Annotated in this window: 23 protein-coding genes; 17 read left to right on the forward strand and 6 right to left on the reverse strand. The window is 68.6% G+C overall.

Going from position 1 to position 18,944, the window contains the following annotated elements; all coding sequences use genetic code 11:
• The 6 genes from hisB to ABIB14_RS04550 all read left to right on the forward strand — a co-directional run bounded on the left by hisB (position 1) and on the right by ABIB14_RS04550 (position 4,631).
• On the forward strand, positions 1-627 hold the full coding sequence (gene hisB, locus ABIB14_RS04525; protein WP_354234350.1) for an imidazoleglycerol-phosphate dehydratase HisB: 627 nt from the start codon (positions 1-3) through the stop codon (positions 625-627).
• On the forward strand, positions 624-1,382 hold the full coding sequence (hisH, locus tag ABIB14_RS04530) for an imidazole glycerol phosphate synthase subunit HisH (protein WP_354234351.1): 759 nt from the start codon (positions 624-626) through the stop codon (positions 1,380-1,382). Before hisB ends, hisH begins: the two co-directional genes overlap by 4 nt.
• Positions 1,383-1,541, forward strand: coding sequence for a CG2302 family histidine operon protein (locus tag ABIB14_RS04535; RefSeq protein ID WP_354234353.1), 159 nt, complete (start codon positions 1,383-1,385; stop codon positions 1,539-1,541).
• A gap of 40 nt (positions 1,542-1,581) precedes the next feature.
• Positions 1,582-2,328: a bifunctional 1-(5-phosphoribosyl)-5-((5-phosphoribosylamino)methylideneamino)imidazole-4-carboxamide isomerase/phosphoribosylanthranilate isomerase PriA gene (gene priA / locus ABIB14_RS04540; RefSeq protein ID WP_354234354.1), complete on the forward strand. Its 747-nt coding sequence runs from the start codon at positions 1,582-1,584 to the stop codon at positions 2,326-2,328.
• 13 nt (positions 2,329-2,341) lie between these two features.
• Positions 2,342-3,232, forward strand: a complete 891-nt coding sequence (locus ABIB14_RS04545; RefSeq protein WP_354234355.1) for an SseB family protein — start codon at positions 2,342-2,344, stop codon at positions 3,230-3,232.
• Between the two features lie 76 nt (positions 3,233-3,308).
• Positions 3,309-4,631 carry an MFS transporter gene (locus ABIB14_RS04550; protein ID WP_354234357.1) on the forward strand — a complete coding sequence of 441 codons (1,323 nt, stop codon included), beginning with the start codon at positions 3,309-3,311 and terminating at the stop codon, positions 4,629-4,631.
• Between the two features lie 53 nt (positions 4,632-4,684).
• Here ABIB14_RS04550 and ABIB14_RS04555 read toward each other — a convergent pair whose 3' ends face one another.
• Positions 4,685-5,071, reverse strand: coding sequence for a DUF1844 domain-containing protein (locus ABIB14_RS04555; RefSeq protein ID WP_354234358.1), 387 nt, complete (start codon positions 5,069-5,071; stop codon positions 4,685-4,687).
• Between the two features lie 317 nt (positions 5,072-5,388).
• Between ABIB14_RS04555 and infC the strand changes: the two genes are divergently transcribed.
• From infC to ABIB14_RS04575, 4 genes are all read left to right on the forward strand, one after another.
• Positions 5,389-6,486: a translation initiation factor IF-3 gene (gene infC / locus ABIB14_RS04560; RefSeq protein WP_502909604.1), complete on the forward strand. Its 1,098-nt coding sequence runs from the start codon at positions 5,389-5,391 to the stop codon at positions 6,484-6,486.
• 115 nt (positions 6,487-6,601) lie between these two features.
• Positions 6,602-6,796, forward strand: coding sequence for a 50S ribosomal protein L35 (rpmI, locus tag ABIB14_RS04565; protein ID WP_009358635.1), 195 nt, complete (start codon positions 6,602-6,604; stop codon positions 6,794-6,796).
• A gap of 120 nt (positions 6,797-6,916) precedes the next feature.
• Positions 6,917-7,375, forward strand: coding sequence for a 50S ribosomal protein L20 (gene rplT, locus ABIB14_RS04570; RefSeq protein WP_354234359.1), 459 nt, complete (start codon positions 6,917-6,919; stop codon positions 7,373-7,375).
• 60 nt (positions 7,376-7,435) lie between these two features.
• Complete coding sequence (locus ABIB14_RS04575) at positions 7,436-8,341, forward strand: TrmH family RNA methyltransferase (RefSeq protein WP_354234360.1); 906 nt, start codon at positions 7,436-7,438, stop codon at positions 8,339-8,341.
• Between the two features lie 93 nt (positions 8,342-8,434).
• Here ABIB14_RS04575 and ABIB14_RS04580 read toward each other — a convergent pair whose 3' ends face one another.
• Positions 8,435-8,701, reverse strand: coding sequence for a GlsB/YeaQ/YmgE family stress response membrane protein (locus tag ABIB14_RS04580; RefSeq protein ID WP_354234362.1), 267 nt, complete (start codon positions 8,699-8,701; stop codon positions 8,435-8,437).
• Positions 8,702-8,929: 228 nt separating this feature from the next.
• On the opposite strand from ABIB14_RS04580, the gene ABIB14_RS04585 reads away from it, so the two are divergent.
• Positions 8,930-9,850: a cation diffusion facilitator family transporter gene (locus ABIB14_RS04585; protein ID WP_354234363.1), complete on the forward strand. Its 921-nt coding sequence runs from the start codon at positions 8,930-8,932 to the stop codon at positions 9,848-9,850.
• A 48-nt stretch (positions 9,851-9,898) separates the two neighbouring features.
• Here ABIB14_RS04585 and ABIB14_RS04590 read toward each other — a convergent pair whose 3' ends face one another.
• A complete protein-coding gene (locus tag ABIB14_RS04590) occupies positions 9,899-11,107 on the reverse strand; it encodes an MFS transporter (RefSeq protein ID WP_354234365.1) in 1,209 nt (402 codons plus the stop codon).
• Positions 11,108-11,204: 97 nt separating this feature from the next.
• Here ABIB14_RS04590 and ABIB14_RS04595 point away from each other — a divergent pair, with 97 nt between their 5' ends.
• Genes ABIB14_RS04595 through ABIB14_RS04610 form a run of 4 tightly spaced genes read left to right on the forward strand, consistent with a single transcriptional unit; the run spans position 11,205 to position 14,565 of the window.
• Positions 11,205-11,648: a (deoxy)nucleoside triphosphate pyrophosphohydrolase gene (locus ABIB14_RS04595; protein ID WP_354234366.1), complete on the forward strand. Its 444-nt coding sequence runs from the start codon at positions 11,205-11,207 to the stop codon at positions 11,646-11,648.
• A 42-nt stretch (positions 11,649-11,690) separates the two neighbouring features.
• Positions 11,691-12,848, forward strand: a complete 1,158-nt coding sequence (locus ABIB14_RS04600; RefSeq protein ID WP_354234367.1) for an NAD(P) transhydrogenase subunit alpha — start codon at positions 11,691-11,693, stop codon at positions 12,846-12,848.
• A complete protein-coding gene (locus tag ABIB14_RS04605; RefSeq protein ID WP_354234369.1) occupies positions 12,848-13,195 on the forward strand; it encodes an NAD(P) transhydrogenase subunit alpha part 2 in 348 nt (115 codons plus the stop codon). The genes ABIB14_RS04600 and ABIB14_RS04605 overlap by 1 nt, the downstream gene beginning before the upstream one ends.
• Positions 13,192-14,565: an NAD(P)(+) transhydrogenase (Re/Si-specific) subunit beta gene (locus ABIB14_RS04610; protein ID WP_354234370.1), complete on the forward strand. Its 1,374-nt coding sequence runs from the start codon at positions 13,192-13,194 to the stop codon at positions 14,563-14,565. Before ABIB14_RS04605 ends, ABIB14_RS04610 begins: the two co-directional genes overlap by 4 nt.
• A gap of 17 nt (positions 14,566-14,582) precedes the next feature.
• On the opposite strand, the gene ABIB14_RS04615 is transcribed toward ABIB14_RS04610, so the two are convergent.
• On the reverse strand, positions 14,583-15,734 hold the full coding sequence (locus ABIB14_RS04615) for an Rv2578c family radical SAM protein (protein ID WP_354234371.1): 1,152 nt from the start codon (positions 15,732-15,734) through the stop codon (positions 14,583-14,585).
• 89 nt (positions 15,735-15,823) lie between these two features.
• Here ABIB14_RS04615 and pcp point away from each other — a divergent pair, with 89 nt between their 5' ends.
• Entirely contained in the window at positions 15,824-16,465 is a 642-nt protein-coding gene (gene pcp / locus ABIB14_RS04620; RefSeq protein WP_354234372.1) for a pyroglutamyl-peptidase I, read from the forward strand.
• 87 nt (positions 16,466-16,552) lie between these two features.
• Here the strand turns inward: pcp and ABIB14_RS04625 are convergent, their stop codons facing one another.
• Together ABIB14_RS04625 and ABIB14_RS04630 are read right to left on the reverse strand one after the other, a co-directional pair.
• Complete coding sequence (locus tag ABIB14_RS04625; protein ID WP_354234374.1) at positions 16,553-17,191, reverse strand: SIMPL domain-containing protein; 639 nt, start codon at positions 17,189-17,191, stop codon at positions 16,553-16,555.
• 1 nt (position 17,192) lies between these two features.
• The gene (locus tag ABIB14_RS04630) at positions 17,193-17,660 is read right to left on the reverse strand and encodes a hypothetical protein (protein WP_354234375.1); all 468 of its coding nucleotides are present in this window, start codon (positions 17,658-17,660) and stop codon (positions 17,193-17,195) included.
• A 220-nt stretch (positions 17,661-17,880) separates the two neighbouring features.
• Between ABIB14_RS04630 and pheS the strand changes: the two genes are divergently transcribed.
• A complete protein-coding gene (gene pheS / locus ABIB14_RS04635; protein ID WP_354234376.1) occupies positions 17,881-18,942 on the forward strand; it encodes a phenylalanine--tRNA ligase subunit alpha in 1,062 nt (353 codons plus the stop codon).
• The last annotated feature ends 2 nt before the right edge of the window (positions 18,943-18,944 follow it).

Below are 18,944 nucleotides of genomic sequence, written 5' to 3' on the forward strand. Positions count from 1 at the left end.
ATGAGCAACACCGGATCAGCCGCGGCCCCGGCCCGCACCGCACGCCTGGAGCGGACCACCAGCGAGTCCTCCGTGCTGGTCGAGATCAACCTGGATGGCACCGGCGTCTCCGACATCAGCACTTCCGTGCCGTTCTACGACCACATGCTGACGGCCCTGAGCAAGCACTCCCTGATCGACATGACCGTCAAGGCCACCGGTGACACCCACATCGACGTCCACCACACCGTCGAGGACGTCGCCATCACCTTCGGCGAGGTCCTGCGCACGGCGCTGGGCAACAAGGCCGGCATCCGCCGCTTCGGCGAGGCCTCGATTCCGCTCGACGAGGCGCTGGCGCACGCCGTCGTCGACGTCTCCGGCCGGCCCTACCTGGTCCACGCCGGCGAACCGGCCGGCCAGGAATACCACCTGATCGGCGGCCACTTCACCGGGTCCCTGACCCGCCACGTCTTCGAGGCCATCACGCTGCACGCCGGCATCTGCCTGCACATGAACGTCACCGCCGGCCGCGACCCGCACCACATTGTCGAGGCCCAGTTCAAGGCCTTCGCCCGGGCACTCCGGGCCGCCGTGGAACCGGATCCCCGGGTCGACGGCATACCCTCCACCAAGGGTGCCCTGTGACCGGCAAGGTGCTGCGGGACGGGGCCATCATCAACCCCGACGCCATCCGGAAGCCGGCATCACCCGAAGGCAAGCCCACGGTGACGGTACTCGACTACGGATCCGGCAACGTCCGCTCCGCCGTCCGCGCGCTCGAACGGGCCGGCGCCGAGGTCATCCTCAGCGCAAAGCCCGGGGACGTCCTGAACGCCGACGGGCTCGTTGTTCCCGGTGTCGGGGCCTTCGAAACCGTCATGAACGAGCTCCGGGCCGTGGACGCCCTGCGCATGATCGGTCGACGCGTCGCCGGCCACCGGCCGGTGCTCGCGATCTGCGTCGGGCTGCAGATCCTCTTCGAAACCGGAGTGGAACACGGGACCGCCGCCGCGGGTATGGGGGAGTGGCCCGGCACAGTCGAACTCCTGCCGGCCGAGGTCGTGCCGCACATGGGCTGGAACACGGTCACGGTGCCGGAGGGCTCCCGACTCTTCGCCGGCGTCGAAAAGGAACGCTTCTACTTCGTGCACTCCTACGGCGTGCAGCACTGGGACTTTGAAGTGGTCCAGCCGCGCATGGCCGCCCCGCTCGTCACCTGGTCCGAGCACGGTGCGCCGTTCATTGCCGCGGTGGAAAACGGACCGCTGTGCGCCACCCAGTTCCACCCGGAGAAGTCCGGCGACGCAGGTGCGCGCCTGCTCCGGAACTGGGTGGCCAGCCTCCGCGGCGGCGCAGAAACCGGCGCCGCAGCGGCCCCTACCCCGGAACAGACCGCCTAGATGTGGTCCCTGGTTCTGATGGGCCTCGCCGGCCTGCTGGTCGGCGGCGCCCTGTCCTTCCGGCAGCAAAAAAGCCCGCTGTGGATCCAGATCGCGTTTTACCTGCTGGCCGGGATGTCGCTGCTGGCCGCCTACCTCCTGACGCTGCCGGGCCAATAAGCGCCGGCATTTTCCTGACCGCCCAACCCTGAGGACCACGATGACCACCGAAACCCCGCTGCCGATACTCGAGCTGCTCCCCGCCGTCGACGTCGTGAACGGGCAGGCCGTACGCCTCGTCCAGGGCGAAGCCGGCAGCGAAACCAGCTACGGCACGCCGCTGGAAGCCGCACTCAACTGGCAGGAACAGGGCGCCGAATGGGTCCACCTGGTGGACCTCGACGCAGCCTTCGGCCGCGGTTCCAACGCCGACCTGCTGCGTGAGGTCGTGGGCCGGCTGGACATCAAGGTTGAGCTCTCCGGCGGGCTCCGGGACGACGAGTCCCTCGAGAAGGCCCTGGACCTCGGCGTGGCCCGGGTGAACCTGGGCACAGCAGCCCTTGAGAACCCCGAATGGACCGGCCGGGTAATCGAGCGCTTCGGCGACAAGATCGCCGTCGGCCTCGATGTCCGCGGCACCACCCTCGCCGGCCGCGGCTGGACCCAGGAAGGCGGCGACCTCTGGGACGTCCTGGCCCGCCTGGAAGCAGCCGGCTGCGCCCGCTACGTCGTCACCGACGTCACCAAGGACGGCACGCTGCAGGGACCCAACGTCGAGCTCCTGCGCCAGATGGTGGAAAAGACCGGCAAGCCCGTCGTGGCTTCCGGCGGCATTTCCAGCCTCGAGGACCTCTTGGTCCTGCGCTCCCTGGTGCCGCTCGGCGTCGAGGGCGCAATCGTCGGCAAGGCCCTCTACAACGGCAACTTCACGCTCCCCGAAGCCCTCGACGCCGCCGGCCGCCGCTAGGCCCGCCGCCGTCATGGAGCACAGTACCCCGCCGGGCGGGCGCCCCCTGCCCGGCCACATCGCCGCCGCCCTCGCCGGCGCCGGGGGAGCGGCCGACTCCGCCGGGCAGCTTTGGGCCGGCCGGAGCCTGGGCGGCCATGACGCGAAGATCCACAACTTCGAGGACGACGACGGCGCCCCCGACGCGGGCTACCGCGCTGCTCTGGCGGCCCTCGAAACCGGTGACGGCGACGAGGCGGCCGTGGTGGCCGCTCTGGCCACGGCGCGCGTCTTCGTGCCGATCCTTGCCCGGCTCGCCGAGAAGGGCGACGCCGTGGCGGGCACGCATGGTGAGGAGTTGCATGGGGACAAACAGGCAGACATGGCCCTCGTGACGCTCAGGGCGGCCGACGGCCGGACCGCGCTGCCGGTGTTTACCTCGGCCGGGGCCCTGGCCGCCTGGCATTCCGAGGCCCGGCCAGTCGCGGTGTACGCCCCGCGGGCCGCCCTCTCGGCCGTCGCCGAAGGCGCCGAGCTTCTTGTCCTGGATCCCGGCTCGGCTACCACCTTCGTGGTGCGCCGGCCGGCCGTCTGGGCGCTGGCCCGGCAGCAGGACTGGACGCCCAGCTACAGCGACCCGGCCGTGGCGGAAGCAGCCGGAGCCGCTGCCGCCGGCGTCCCGGCGCTCCGGCGTGTTGAAATTCATCCGGGCGGCGGGGTGGCGTCGGCGCAGGCGGGCGGCCGGCACCTCCCCGGCGGCGGCGCGGGCCCGGAATTGCGTCTGGTGCTGTACCTTGAGGACGGGCTTGACTCGGCCGCCGTGCAATCCATCGTGGCGGCACTCAACAGCGACTGGGCCCGGAATGAGACCTTTACCGAACGGGTTGACTCAATCGAAATCAAGTTACAGCGCGCAGCACCATAGCCGACGGCCGGCGCTGAGGCCTCCCGGTGATGCCGGTGGCAGTACCTATTGGCAGTAACTACAGGAATGCAGTTTCGTGAATTTCGCGCTTTATCGTGACCTGCTGGCAGTCAGGCCCATCAGGAACCTCCTGCTCGTCGGCATGGTCGCCCGCATCCCGCATTCCGCCGCGGGCGTTCTACTGACCCTGCACATCGTCCTTACCCTGGGCCAGGGCTACGCCGCAGCCGGCGCGGCCGCAGCCGTCATGACCATCGGCATCGCCGCCGGGGCGCCGTGGCGCGGCCGCCGCGTCGATACGGTGGGTCTGCGCCGCGCCCTCGTCCCGTCCGTCGTTTCCGAGACCGTCATCTGGTCGATCGTGCCGCATGTCAGCTACGAACTGCTGTTGCCGCTGGTCTTCGTAGGCGGACTGCTGACTTTGCCGATCTTCAGCGTGGTGCGCCAGTCGCTGGGGATCCTCGCCAGCGGTGAGCAACGCCGGACCGCTTTCGCCCTGGACTCGATCAGCACCGAACTGGTCTTCATGATCGGCCCCGCCGCCGGCGCCATCGTGGCCACCGCAGGCTTCTCCGTTCTGGGACTGACGGTGGTGGGCGTCGCCACCTCCCTGTCGAGCCTGTTCCTGATGTGGACCAACCCACCTACCCGCAGTGACCAGTCCGGCCTGGCGCAGGATCCAGCGTTCGAGGTGGCCCAGCAGGAGGGTGCGGAGGCCGCCATCGTCGCTGCGGCACCCGCGAATCTGCAAGAGGCCGCAGCTGAACTGGCGCCGCTGGCGGCCGCAGAACAGCGGCGGCAGGCCCGGCTCGGCCTGCGGCACAAAGTCGTCCACAACTTCACCTGGTGCACGACGGCAGTGGCGGCGGTCTTCGCGGTTGCGGCCGGTGCCGGCATGGTGCTCAGCGGCAGCGACGTCGGCATCGTTGCGGCACTCCAGACCGGCGGCCACCAGTCCGAGATCGGCCTTGTCTTCCTCTTCTGGTGCGGGGCGTCGGTGCTGGGTGGCCTCGTTTACGGGGCCATGCACCGCCCCGTCTCACCATTCCTGCTCCTGCTCGGCATGTCCGCGCTGACCATCCCGATGGCGTTCGCGCAGGACACCTGGACGCTTGCCCTGCTGTCCCTGCTGCCGGGCCTGCTCTGCGCGCCGGTGCTCTCCGCCGCGTCCGAAAGGGTGGCGGGACTCGTCGAGGAGGGCCGCCGCGGCGAGGCGATGGGCTGGTACGGCTCGGCCCTCACCGGCGGCGTGGCGCTCGGTGCCCCGCTGGCCGGGCTCTTCATCGACGGCGTGGGTCCGGGCGCGGGCTTCGCCTCGGTGGGGGCGGCCGGCGTCGTGCTCTGCCTCGTGTGCCTGGTGCTGCAGCGCCGCCGCCGGAGCCGGCTCGCCGCAGCCTGACCGGCACGGCGCGGCGGGCGGGCGTGCGTCGCGGGTTAACGACGACGGCGGCGCTAGTTGACGGCGCCCGTGTACTTCTCGCCCGGGCCCTTGCCGGGGGCGTCCGGGATGGTGGATTCCTCACGGAACGCCAGTTGCAAGGAGCGCAGGCCGTCGCGCAAGGGGCCGGCGTGCTGGGAACCGATCTCGGGGGCGGCCGCAGTGACCAGTCCGGCCAGCGCAGTAATCAGTTTGCGTGCCTCGTCCAGGTCCTTAAGTTCTTCGGCATTGTCCTCGGCGGCCAGGCCGAGCTTCACCGCGGCGGCACTCATGAGGTGGACGGCGGCGGTGGTGATGACCTCGATCGCCGGGACCTCGGAGATGTCGCGGATCCGCTGGGAAACGTCGCCCTGGGCGTCTGCAGGCTGGTAAACGTGTGAATTACTATCTGAAGTGCTCATGCTGGTAAGCTTGTCACAGACCGACTGGATGTCGTTATTTCCAGTTTGCAAGCGGAGTTCTCTCCCACCCGCGTCAGCCGCAAGTATTCCTCAGGAATCAAGGTTGCCGGGTACTTGGTCGGGCATTCACGCCGGGCATCGCGCCTGGCGGTGGACGCATGCCACCTCTTCACGAGGTCGGCAGTTCCGATCTTCGAGGCCTTCGATTGCTCCGGCAATTGGGGGCCTTCTTCATTTGCCGGCGGAGCACCCCTCACGAACACAGGAGCTTTAACATTAGCGAGCCAAGAATCAATGAGCGTATCCGCGTCCCCGAGGTGCGGCTGGTCGGCCCTGCAGGTGAACAAGTAGGAGTCGTCCGTATTGAGGATGCCCTGCGTTTGGCTGCCGAGTCCGATCTTGATCTCGTTGAAGTTGCACCGCAGGCCAAGCCTCCGGTGTGCAAGCTGATGGACTTCGGCAAGTACAAGTACGAAGCCGCGGTCAAGGCACGCGAGGCCCGGAAGAACCAAACCAACACGGTCCTCAAGGAAATCCGTTTCCGGCTCAAAATTGACACCCACGACTACGAAACGAAGCGCGGCCACGCGCTCCGCTTCCTCGGCGCCGGTGACAAGGTCAAGGCCATGATCCAGTTCCGCGGCCGTGAGCAGCAGCGCCCTGAGATGGGCATCCGGCTGCTCCAGCGCTTCGCGGATGACGTCGCCGAAGTGGGCGTCGTGGAGTCCAGCCCGCGCATCGATGGCCGCAACATGGTCATGGTGGTGGGTCCGCTGAAGAACAAGGCCGAGGCCAAGGCAGAGGCCCGCCGCGCCACGCAGCGTGCAGAAGCCAAGGCTGAGAACGAAGCCAAGGCTTCGGGCCGCGTTGACACTTCCGCCCCTGAAGCACCCCTGACGCAGTCGCTCGCCGATCTCCTTCCGGAAGGCTACACGGTCCGGACTGAGGCACCCGCAGCGGCTTCGGCGCCGGCTGTAACTGAGGAGCAAGCACCGGAAACTGCTGCTCCCGCCGTCGAGGAGCCCAAGGTCGAGGAAGCCGTTGCCGAAAAGGCTCCAGCCGAAGCCGCCCCGGAAGAGCCGAAGCAGGAGGCCCCCAAGGCCCCCAAGGCGGCCGCTCCGAAGCAGGAAGCACCCAAGACTGCGGCCCCCAGGGCCGCGGCACCGAAGCAGGAAGCCCCCAAGGCTGCGGCCCCCAAGGTCGCGGCTCCGAAGCAGGAAGCCCCCAAGGCTGCTGCTCCGAAGGTTGCGGCACCGAAGGCGCCTGCGGCTGAGGTAACTCCGGCGGCAGAAAAGCCTGCACCGAAGCCGGTTGCGGCACCGAAACCGGTTGCCCGGCCTGCGGCTCCGAAGCCCGCGGCCCGGCCCGCGGCCCCCAAGGCCGCCCCGAAGTCGGCCAGCAAGAAGACCAACTAGTTCACAGCTGCCGGACAGCAATGTCCGGCAGTAAGCAACCAGCACGCCGCCCGCAGGGGTGGCTGCGCGAAAGACTGCAGACCTGGTCTGCGGATACGTAAGGAGATCGGTTCCCATGCCGAAGATGAAGACCCACAGCGGTGCTAAGAAGCGCTTCAAGCTGACCGGCAGCGGCAAGCTGCGCCGCCAGCAGGCCAACCGCCGCCACTACCTCGAGCACAAATCCTCCAGGCTGACCCGCCGCCTCGCCGGCGACAAGATCGTCTTCAAGGGCGACGCCAAGGTCATCCGGAAGATGCTCGGCATCTAAGTTCCAAGTTCGGGATTGGTTGCCATCCGGCGGCGGTCCACTACCAAAACGGCTTCTCAGGCCAGCCGGGTCTCCCGGCAGTAGACGCTTGGGATCAGAAATTTTCGAAGGAGTACGCACGTGGCACGTGTGAAGAGGGCGGTCAACGCCCACAAGAAGCGCAGGGTTATCCTCGAACGCGCAAAGGGCTACCGGGGACAGCGTTCACGCCTGTACCGCAAGGCCAAAGAGCAGCTGCTGCACTCGTTTGTGTACAGCTACGGCGACCGCAAGAAGAAAAAGGGCGACTTCCGCCGCCTGTGGATCCAGCGTATCAACGCCGCATCCCGCGCCAACGGCCTGACCTACAACCGCCTGATCCAGGGCCTCAAAGCCGCTGAGGTCGAGGTTGACCGCCGCATGCTGGCTGAGCTGGCGGTCTCCGACGCCAACGCCTTCGCCGCGCTGGTCCAGGTCGCCAAGGACTCGCTGCCCGCTGACACTTCCGCTCCGGCCGTCCAGGTTGAGGCTGTCGCGGCCCCGAAGGCTGCGAAGAAGCCCGCCGCGAAGAAGCCGGCTTCCGAGAAGGCCGCCGAGTAGCAACGGACTCACACGCTAGGCCGTTCAAGAACCACTCGCGAGAGCAACTAAGGTTCTACTATGAACGAAACCGGGCGCCCGCAAGACTTTCCACTCTCCAACCCCCGAGCTGATCGGGTGAGGAAGGTGGCACAGCTTGCCGGGCGCCCGGCCCGTTTAAAGCGCCACGAGTTCTTGGCGGAGGGACCGCAGGCCGTCCGCGAGGCACTGAAGCTGCATCAGAACCGGATTGCCGCAGGGGTGCCCGGCATCGTCTATGAGGTGTACGCAAGCGAGTCCTGCCTGGACCGACATCCGGATCTGGAGACGCTCGCTGAGGGCACCACCGCCTACCTCGCCACCGACGAGGTGCTCGCCGCGATGGCCGACACGGTCACCCCGCAGGGTATCCTCGCGGTCTGCGGTTTCCTGGACGTTGGCCTCGATCAGGTGCTGGACGCGAGCCCGCAGCTGGTCGCGGTCCTGTGCCAGGTCCGGGATCCTGGAAACGCCGGAACCGTGCTGCGCGCCGCCGACGCCGCAGGCGCCGACGCAGTGATTCTCACCGGGTCCAGCGTGGACATCTATAACCCGAAGGCCGTTCGTTCAACCGCCGGATCGCTCTTCCACCTCCCGGTCGTCCTGGGCGCCGACCCCGCCGACGTTGCGGCACGGTGCAAAGAACGGGGGATCAGTGTGTTGGCGGCGGACGGGTACGGGCAGCTGAGCCTGGACCGGCTTCAGGACGAGAGCGCCGCGCGGCGCCTGGGCGTGTCCGCCGCCGATTCCGTGTACGCCCTGGAGCGGCCGACCGCATGGCTGTTCGGCAACGAGGCGCAGGGGCTGTCGGAGGAGGAACTCGCCCTGGCAGACCACCGGGTGGCTGTCCCGGTTTACGGGGCGGCGGAAAGCCTCAACCTGGGCACCGCGGCGACGGTCTGCCTCTACGCCAGCGCCCGGTCCCAGCTGCGCCCGGCCCACATTTAGGCAGCAACGACGGCGGGGCCCACCGATCGGTGAGGCCCCGCCGTCGTTCCTTCACCGCGGCGGCACTGCTGCCGGGGCGGTGGCCTGGGAGATTTAGGTCGTCTTGTTGCGCCCGGTGACGGCGCCGTAAATTCCGGCCACTACGAGGCCGCCGACAATGGCCAGGATCCAGGAACCGATGTTCCAGAATTCCATCCTGCCGCCACCGAAGAGCAGGTCGCCGATCCAGCCGCCAACAATCGCCCCGACGACGCCGAGCACAAGGCTGGTGACCCAGCCGCCGCCGACCCTGCCAGGCATGACTGCCTTAACAATTGCACCTACTATGAGTCCGAGAATGATCCAGCCTATAAAGCCCATGTCTCCTCCTACATATTCTTCGGCATTCACCTTAGGAATCCCGAGTATGGCTTCAAGCTAACACACGGTGATCGTCCATGTCAGCAACATCACACTCAATCGTTACCTGCCGCCGGGGCCCTGCCGCGGTGCGGTGCCGGGCCCCGAAAGGGTACGGTATTTCTTGCGGGCCCGGGCATTGAGCGGTGATCCCGACCATCCCGAAAAACTTCCAAAGGAGAAGCTGTCTTGGCTGCAAACGGCGGTACCAAGGCGATTGTCGCGGCGCTGGCCGCCAACCTGACCATCGCCGTCCTCAAGTTCGTCGCGTTCGTCCTGACGTTGTCCTCGTCCATGCTCGCCGAGGCGATCCACTCGGTCGCCGACTCCGGGAATCAGTTGCTCCTGCTGGTCGGCGGAAAGCGGGCCAAGAAGGACGCGAGCCCGGAGCACCCCTTCGGCTACGGCCGGGAACGCTACATTTACGCCTTCATCGTCTCGATCGTGCTCTTCAGCGTCGGCGGCCTGTTCGCCCTGTACGAGGCGTGGGGCAAGCTCCGGGACCCGCACGGCATCGAAGGGGCCTTCTGGTGGGTTCCGCTGGCGGTACTCGTCGGCGCCGTCGCCGCGGAGTCCTTCTCGTTCCGGACCGCCATCCGGGAGTCCAACCCGCTGCGCGGACAGCAGAGCTGGATCCAGTTCATCCGCAACGCCAAGCAGCCAGAGCTGCCCGTGATCCTGCTGGAGGACTTCGGCGCCCTGCTTGGCCTGGTCTTCGCGCTGTTCGGAGTGAGCCTGACGCTGGTCACCGGAAACGGCATCTGGGACGCCCTGGGAACCGGCATGATCGGGCTGCTGCTGGTGGCGATCGCCGCTGTTCTGGCGGTGGAAACCAAGTCCCTGCTCCTCGGCGAGTCCGCCACCAAGGCGGACGTCGCAAAGATCCGTAGCGCCATCGAGTCCGACGGGACGCACATTATCCACCTCAAGACCATGCACCTGGGCCCGGAGGAACTGCTGGTGGCGGCCAAGATCGGTGTCGGCGCCGCCGACTCGGGCCGGGCGATCGCGGCTGCGATCGATGGCGCCGAGGTCCGCATCCGGGAGGCCGTTCCGACGGCACGGGTCATCTACCTGGAACCCGACCTGGAGCGCGTCAGCGCGGGCTGACAAGCCGGGACTCCCAGGGGCCTCTAGGCCGGGAGCACGCCGTGCGGGCTACCGGCCCAGCGGCCTCCGTCGTTCCACCGCGCCGCTGAGGACCGCGACGCCGAGGCCCAGGATGGCCAGCGCCGCCCCTACCAGGGCCGGCGCGACATAGCCCCAGCCCCAGGCAATGACGAGGCCGCCGAGGAACGCGCCCAGGGCGTTCGCGACGTTGAGGGCCGCGTGGTTCAGCGATGACGCCAGCGACGGCGCACCGGGGGAGGCGTCCAGGAGCCGGGTCTGCAGCGCCGGAACCAGCATGGAGCCGGCAGCGCCCACGACGAAGACCATCAGGTAGGCGGACCAGGGCCAGTGCACGGCAACCGCGTAGACCATGAGTGCCACGGCCACGCCCGGCAGGACCCAATAAATGGTTCCCATCACGGACTTGTCCGCGATCCGGCCGCCGACGATGTTGCCCACCACCATGCCGACGCCGTAAAGCGCGACGACGAGCGGCAGCCATTCCGCGGGAATGCCGGCCACCGAGGTCATGGTGTGGGCGATGTAGGTGTAGGTGGCGAAGAAACCGCCGAAGCCGACCACCCCGATCAGGACGGCAAGCCAGACCTGCAGCCGCTTGAGCGCCTCGAGTTCACGCCGGATGCTTGCATCGGCGTGGGGCTTCTGGAAGGGCACGAACTTCCAAAGCATGGCCATGGTGGCGAAGCCGATCAGTCCCACCAGCAGGAACAGCAACCGCCAGCCGAAGCTCTGGCCCAGCCAGGTCCCGAACGGCACTCCGACGACGTTGGCGACGGTCAAGCCGGCCATCACCATCGAGATGGCCCAGCCGCGCCTGGTTGGGGCCACCAGGGAGGACGCAATGACCGCGGCAACTCCGAAGAAGGCTCCGTGCGGCAGACCCGCCGCGAAGCGTGAGACCAGCATGGTGCCGTAGTCCGGTGCGATGAAGGAGCTGAGGTTGGCGAGGCTGAAAAACAGCATGAGGCCCAGTGCGAGGTACTTGCGCGGCAGCTTGGCGCCGACGGCAGCCAGTACCGGGGCGCCGACCACCACGCCCAAGGCGTAGGCGGAAATCAGGTGCCCGGCCTCCGGAGTGCCGATGCCGAGGCCTTGCTCCACCTCCGGAAGCAGGCCCATCATGGTGAACTCCGTGGTGCCGATGCCGAATCCGCCCATGGCGAGCGAGATGATGGCGAGGGCGAGGTGGCGGGTGCCGGTTTGTGGCGTCGCCGGTGCGTCTTTGGTGGTGGTCATCCGTCTGCTTTTCGGGAACGATCCCGGCTGGAGCCAGGAGATGGTCTCCACCATTGTCCCCCGCCGGTACCCGCGGGGCGCCCCTAGACTGGTGGACGTGACTGAACTTATCAGCGTCGTCGGCGGCGCCGTCGTGGATTCCCTCGCCGACCCCCGGACCCTCCTTGTGGCGAGGCGGACGGCTCCGCCCCAGTTCGCGGGCATGTGGGAGTTCCCGGGCGGCAAGGTGGATCCCGGCGAAGCACCGGACCAGGCCCTGCACCGTGAGCTGCTGGAGGAACTCGGTGTCGAGGTCCGGTTGGGGCCCGAGCTGCCGGCCCCCGCACCGGCCGGCTGGCCGCTCAACGGGCAGGCCGCCATGCGGGTCTGGTTCGCCGAGCTGACGGCCGGCACCCCGCAGCCGCTGGAGGACCACGACCAGCTGCGCTGGGTGGCGCTGACGGATCCGGAGGACGTCCTGGGCCTGCCTTGGATCCCTGCCGACCTGCCGATCGTCGAAGCGCTGTTGGCGGCCGTCTCGGCCCAATCCTCGCCAAACTAGGCGCTCTGTGCCTAGGCTGGGGCCAACCGGGAGGAGCTGGGCGTGCGGGTCGGTGTCAGACGGGAACAGCGTGCGGGGGAACGCCGGGTTGCGGCGACACCGGAGACCGTGCGGCAGCTGACGGGCCTCGGCCTGGCGTTGCTGGTGGAATGCGGTGCGGGCGCCGAAGCCGGTTACGGCGACGCGGACTATGAAGCGGCCGGTGCCAGCCTCGCCCCGGAGCTTCCGCTGGAGACGGTGGATGTCCTGTTGCACGTCGGCCCTTTGGCGCCGGAAACCGCCGCGGCGCTGAGGCCACGCACCATCACCATCGGTTTTGCCTCCCCGGCCTCGGAGCTGCAGACCGTGGGGTCCCTCGCCGCCGCCGGTGTGACGTCATTTGCCATGGAACTCGTTCCACGGATCTCCCGCGCCCAGTCAATGGACGCCCTCAGCTCGCAGTCCCTCGTCGCCGGCTACCGGGCCGTGTTGGAGGCGGCCATGCGCTACCCGCGGTTCTTTCCGCTCTACATGACCGCCGCCGGAACCATCCCGCCGGCCAGGGTGCTTGTCCTCGGCGCCGGCGTCGCGGGGCTGCAGGCGATCGGGACCGCCAAGCGGCTCGGCGCCCGGGTATCTGCCAACGACATCCGCGCCGCCTCCGCCGACGAGGTCGCCTCCATGGGCGGGACCTTTATCAATCTGGAGCTCGGCACGCAAGCTGCCGACACGTCCGCTGAGGGCAGCGGCGGCTATGCCCGTGAGCTCGGCGAGGACCGCGCCGCCCGGCAGCGTGCCCTGCTGGCCCCGCACGTTACCGCCGCGGACGTGCTCATCACGACGGCGGCGATCCCCGGCCGGGCGGCGCCGCTGCTCGTTACCGCCGCCATGGTGGCCGGCATGCGGCCCGGTTCCGTCGTGGTGGACCTGGCCGCCGAATCAGGCGGCAACGTCGAAGGTGTCATCGCCGGCCGGGACGTCCTGGTTCCGGTGCCGGGCGGTGCCGTGACCCTCGTGGGGCTGCAGGACGCGGCGTCGGACGTCGCCTCGGACGCCTCCCGGCTGTACGCCAAGAACGTCGCCAACCTGCTCGCCCTGATGACCGCGGACGGCACCGTGGCACCAGACTTCGACGACGACGTCGTGGCCGGAGCCTGCCTGACCCACGACGGCGCCGTCCGGCACGCCGGCACGGCGGCAGCTATGGAGGCCCGCAACTAATGGATATGGTCACGCTGCTCACGGTGGTGGTGCTCGCCGTCTTTGTCGGCTTTGAAGTCGTTTCCAAGGTCACCAGCAAACTGCACACCCCGTTGATGTCCGGCGCGAACGCGATCCACGGCATAATTCTGGTCGGCGCGATCATCGTGGCGGGCCAGGCCGTCGAGCCGTGGCTGCTTGCCGTCGCCCTGCTCGCAGTGGTCCTCGCGACCGTCAACCTGGTTGGCGGTTTCGTGGTCACCGACCGGATGCTGGAAATGTTCGGCCCGCGGAAAGCCGCCGGTCCCGTCGCCCCGGGAAGAACAGGCACGACCCTGGCAGGGTCCGGCGGGGAGGAGCGCCCATGAGCATCCTCGCCCCGGGCTGGACCGCGCTGCTCTACCTGGTGGCCGCGGTCTGCTTCATTCTCGCGTTGAAGGGCCTCAGCTCGCCCCGGACGGCGCGGCGCGGCAACGCCATCGGCGCGGCCGGAGCCGGGGTGGCCGTGCTGACGGTGTTCCTCTCCGCACGGCTGGACAACGTTCCGCTGATCCTGGCCGCCATCGCCGTCGGCACCGCCCTCGCGGTTCCTGTCGCCCGGCGCGTGCAGATGACCCAGATGCCCCAGCTCGTCGCCCTGTTCAACGGGGTCGGCGGCGGCGCGGCCGCCCTGGTCGCGGTTCTGGAACTCGGCCACGGCGGGGAATCCTGGGTGCGGCTCGCTATCGCCTCCACAATGCTGGTCGGGGCGGTTTCCTTCGCCGGGTCCGCCGTCACGGTGGGGAAGCTGCAGGAGCTGATCAGCACCCGACCGCTGCTCTTCCCGGGCATGCCTGCCGTGATGCTGCTGGTCCTGGCGGGAGCGCTGACCGCGGGCGGCGCCGTCGTGCTCACCGGTTCGCCCGGCTGGGCCGCCGGACTGCTGGTCCTGGGCCTGGCCGCCGGGCTGCTGCTGGTGCTCCCGGTCGGCGGGGCCGACGTGCCGATCGTGATCTCGCTGCTCAATGCCTTCACCGGCCTCGCCGTCGCGGCGTCCGGGATCGTGCTGGGCAACGTGCTGCTGCTGGTGGCCGGTACGCTGGTCGGCGCCAGCGGCACCATCCTGACCAAGGTGATGGCCTCCGCCATGGGGCGCGGCGTGGCCGGCATCATGTTCGGCGCCTTCCGGGGCGGGTCCACGGCGGGCTCCACCACCCTCAGCGACCGGCCCGTACGCTCCGCCTCGGCGGAGGACGTTGCCGTCCAGCTCGGCTATGCCCAGCGCGTGGTGATCGTGCCCGGCTACGGCCTCGCCGTCGCGCAGGGCCAGCACACCGTGGCCGAGCTCGCCACCGCCCTTACCGCCAGGGGAGTCGACGTCGTCTTCGCGATCCACCCCGTCGCCGGCCGGATGCCGGGGCACATGAATGTGCTGCTGGCGGAGGCGAACGTGCCCTACGAATCGCTGCGGGAAATCGATGAGGTCAACCCGGAGTTCGCGAACACGGATGTCGCCCTGGTGGTGGGAGCGAACGACGTCGTCAACCCGGCCGCGAAGTCGTCCCCGGGGTCACCGATCTACGGGATGCCGATCCTGGAGGTGGTCCAAGCCCAGCAGGTGGTCTTCCTGAAGCGCTCGATGCGGCCGGGATTCGCCGGCATCGACAACGAACTCCTGCACGACCCCAAGACCACCCTCCTGTTCGGCGATGCGAAGGATTCCCTCTCCAAGGTTCTCGGTGCGGTCAAGGTCCTGTAGGGAACAGAACGCGTTCCTCAGAACAGGGTGGGCTGGGCAGCCCCAGCGTTAGCCGCGGCACCGGTCCCGGCACCGGGCCCGTGCGCGGCCGGTTCGGGGATGCTGCCCGTCGGGTACCGGGCCTCCTCTTCCCGGGGATCGTCATTAAGGTCCCGGTGGCTGAACCCCGCGGAGCCGAGGAAGCCGTGCCGGGATTTGAAAAACCGGATCCGGCCTGCGAGCCAGGCCCGGTATTCCTTCGAGGCGTAGGAACCGCTGCCGTACAGGCGCCGGTATTTGCCGGCGAGCTGCGGGTGCTCCTTGACGATCCATTGCATGAACCAGTCCCGGGTGCCCGGCTTGAGGTAGAGCGCTCCGGCCGTGACGCCGGTGGCGCCGGCCGCCGCGAGCGAGCCGAAAAGTGAATCCAGCGCTTCGTCGGAGTCCGAGAGCCACGGCAGGATAGGCATCGCCATCACGCCGCAGGGGAGCCCCGCTTCGCGCAGCCGGGACACCAGCTTGAGCCGTGCCCGCGGGCCCGGGGTTCCCGGTTCCACTGCCTCGGAGAGCCGCTCGTCCGTCATGGCCAGTGAGATGCCCACGCCCACCGGGACCTGGGCGGCCGCGTGCTTGAGCAGCGGGATGTCCCGGGCCAGCAGCGTGCCCTTGGTCAGGATGGACAGGGGAGTGCCGGAGTCGGCCAGGGCGCCGATGATGCCGGGCATCAGTTGGTACCGGCCCTCGGCGCGCTGGTAGGGGTCCGTGTTTGTGCCCAGGGCGACGTGCCGGCGCTGCCAGGCGGGCCTGGCCAGCTCCTTGCGCAGTACCTCGGCGGCGTTGATCTTGACCACCACCTGACTGTCGAAGTCCAGTCCGGCGTCGAAGTCCAGGTAGGTGTGCGTCTTGCGGGCGAAACAGTAAACGCAGGCGTGGCTGCAGCCGCGGTACGGGTTGACGGTCCACTCGAACGGCATGCGGGAACCGGCGGCCACCTTGTTGAGCACCGATTTGGCGGTGACCTCATGGAAAGTGACCCCGGCAAACTCCGGGGTGGAGACGGAACGCACCAGTCCGGCCAGCGGCAGCAACGCGGGAGTGCCGGGGCCGGCGGCAGGTGACGAATTGCCGGGTGTTAAACCGCCGGCAGCAGCGTCACCTGTTGGTCTGAGTGCTTGCGCGTCCCATCTCATGACTCCATTCGAATATATGTTCGATCTTAAGTCAAGGTCGCCGTGCCGGGGCAGCTGAGGACACCCCGGGGCATTGCTAGGCTGGGCGGATGATTCTCCTGACCGGCTTCGAGCCGTTTGGCGGCGAAACGAGCAATCCTTCCTGGGCTGCGGCACGCGGTGCCGCGGCCCTGCTCTCGGCCGAGGGGTTTCCGGCCGTGGCCGTGGAGCTGCCCTGCGTCTTCGGGGAAGCCCTCAACGTCCTTGCCGCCGCCCTGGCCGAACACGGTCCGGATCTCGTGCTCTGCGCGGGCCAGGCCGGCGGACGGGAACGCATCTCGCTGGAACGGATTGCGATCAACTGCGACGACGCACGGATCCCGGACAACGCGGGCAACGTACCGGTCGACGCACCGGTGGTCACCGGCGGCCCGGCGGCCTACTTCAGCACGCTGCCGATCAAAGCGGCACTCGGCGCTCTGCTTGCGGCGGGCATCCCCGCCGAGGTGTCCCAGACGGCCGGGACCTACGTCTGCAACCATGTCTTCTACGGCCTGATGCACGCCCTTCGGCGCAGCCCGGGCACGCGCGGCGGCTTTGTCCACGTCCCGTTCGGGCCGGACCAGGTCCGCCCGGGGAACGGGGTTGCCTCGCTGCCGCTGGACCGGATGACGCAGGCGCTCGCCGTCGTCGTCCGGTCGGCGCTGGCGACGACGGCGGACCTCAAGCTCGCCGCGGGCGCCACGCACTAGCGCAACGCCTCGGGCCAACGCTTCAGGCCAACAGCTCAGTCCAACAGCTCAGTCCAACAGCTCAGGCCAACAGCTCAGTCCAACAGCTCAGTCGAGCAGTTCCCATACCACAGCGACGGCCGCGGTGACGCTGGAGCCGCCCGCTTCGACGGTCAGCGGCTCCGACGCCACGGCCCGTTGCATCGCGGCCAGCGGAATCGGGGAAGTCATACCGGAGTGCTGGGTCACGGAGATGGCCCTGCCCAGCCGGGCGCCGGCCAGCGAGGCAAAGTGTTCGGCGGCCGTGCGGGCGTCGTTCCACGCAGCCTCCCGGGCCCGGGCCTGGACCGCGGCCGGATGTGCAAAGCCGAACTCCAGCCCGTTCAGGCGCACGTCGTCTCCGCCGGCCGCCACCGCCGCGGCAATGAGTCCGGAGGCCGCGGCCAGGTCGCGGAGCCGCACGGCGAGCGTGCTGGAGGCCAGATAGCCGGAGATGAGCTGACCGCGGCCCTCCTGCCAGCTGACCTCGGCCCGGAGGTTCAGCCCGGAGCTGGTGATGTCCGGATCCGGAACCCCGTGCTCCCGGAGGACTGCCGTGATCGCGGACGAGGCACGGGCGGCGTCCCCGTACGCCGCGTCCACGCCGGGACGCCGGCATTCGACGCCGATGGAGAGCAGCAGCAGGTCCGGCGCGGCTTCCGCAGTGCCGGATCCGGTGACCGAAAGGGACCTGGAGGTTTCCGTCATGTCACTCCTCGTTCCACCCGGCCGTGCCGGCAGGGCGCTCGGAGTTGTTCTTGGAAAAATCCAAGGAACGGGCGGGCGGGTAGCCGCCGGCCTGGAGCCCGGCGTGCCGTTCGAACAAGTTCGCCGATCCGGGGTTGCCGGTCAGCCACAGGGACCAGGCGGCCGCCAGGAAATACAGCGGAAGGAATGGCATGCCCAGGCACCAGGCGTACTGCGTGCTGTGCCGTTCCTCGTGGCCCAGCAGTACCGGGTTGCCCAAGGCATCAGCCGGGCTTGCCCGGAACACGACCACGTTGCCCACGGTGAACGCCGAGGCGGACGGCAGCCGCCAGCGGTAGCCGGTCGCCAGCAGCAGGCCGCGGGGGCCGCGGCGGACCGTGGTCCGGGCGCAGACGGCCAGCAGCAACCCCAGCGGGGTGGAGGCATTGAACACATTGGCAAGCTGCCGCAGTCGCTGTCCGGACGTCATGAGGCCATGGTAGCGGGGCGGCCACGCCCGCCGAAGGGCCCTGCCCGTCACGTTCGGGCGGCCGGACACGTTCAACTAGACTGGACGGGAGCGCCCGCCGGGGTATTCCGGTGAGCCCTTACCTTTGTCCTTGCCCTTTGTCGATGACGGGTGCGCCGGCGGACTTAGCCCGCGGTGCCTCCGCCGTTGGCATGAACCGACTCGTAGCTAAGAACAGTAGATGACTGAAACTTTGCCGGCCGCCGCCGTCCCGAACCCTCTGGATGAAGCCGCCATCAACGCCGCCGTAGACCAGGCCGTCGCCGCCATTGCCGCCGCCTCGACGCTCGATGAGCTCAAGGCCGTGCGGCTCGCCCACGCCGGCGAAAAGTCCGCACTGAGCCTGGCCAACCGTGAAATCGGCGCCCTGCCCAAGGACCAGAAGGCCGCCGCCGGCAAACTGATGGGTGCCTCCCGCGGACGCGTCAACAAGGCGCTCGCGGACCGAAACGTCGAACTCGAAGCGGAGAACGACGCCCGCATCCTGGTCGAGGAAACCGTCGACGTCACTGCCGCCCCGCGCCGCCGCCGGGCAGGTGCCCGCCACCCGCTGTCCACGCTGCAGGACCGCGTAGCGGACATCTTCGTCGGGATGGGCTGGGAAATCGCCGAAGGTCCCGAGGTGGAGTCGGAGTGGTTCAACTTCGATGCGCTGAACTTCAAGCCGGACCACCCGGCCCGTGAAATGCAGGACACTTTCTTCGTGGAGCCGCCCGAGGCCCACCTGCTGATGCGCACCCACACCTCCCCGGTGCAGGTCCGCTCCATGCTGGAACGCGAGGTGCCGATATACGTGCTGTGCCCGGGCAAGGTTTTCCGCACGGACGAACTGGACGCCACGCACACCCCGGTCTTCCACCAGTTCGAGGGCCTCGCCATCGACAAGGGCCTGTCCATGGCGGACCTGCGAGGCACCCTGGAGCACTTCGCCCGCCAGATGTTCGGCGACGAGGCCCAGATCCGGCTGCGACCGAACTACTTCCCGTTCACCGAGCCGTCCGCGGAGCTGGACATCTGGCACCCGGGTGCCAAGGGTGGTCCGAGCTGGATCGAATGGGGTGGCTGCGGCATGGTCAACCCCAACGTGCTGCGCGCCGCCGGCATCGATCCGGACGTCTATTCAGGTTTTGCTTTCGGCATGGGCATTGAACGCACCCTCATGTTCCGTAACGAGGTCGGCGACATGCGCGACATGATCGAAGGCGATGTACGTTTCAGCGAGCACTTCGGGATGGAGATCTAACC

The sequence above is a fragment of the Arthrobacter sp. UYEF3 genome (assembly GCF_040546245.1).
GTDB lineage: Bacteria > Actinomycetota > Actinomycetes > Actinomycetales > Micrococcaceae > Arthrobacter.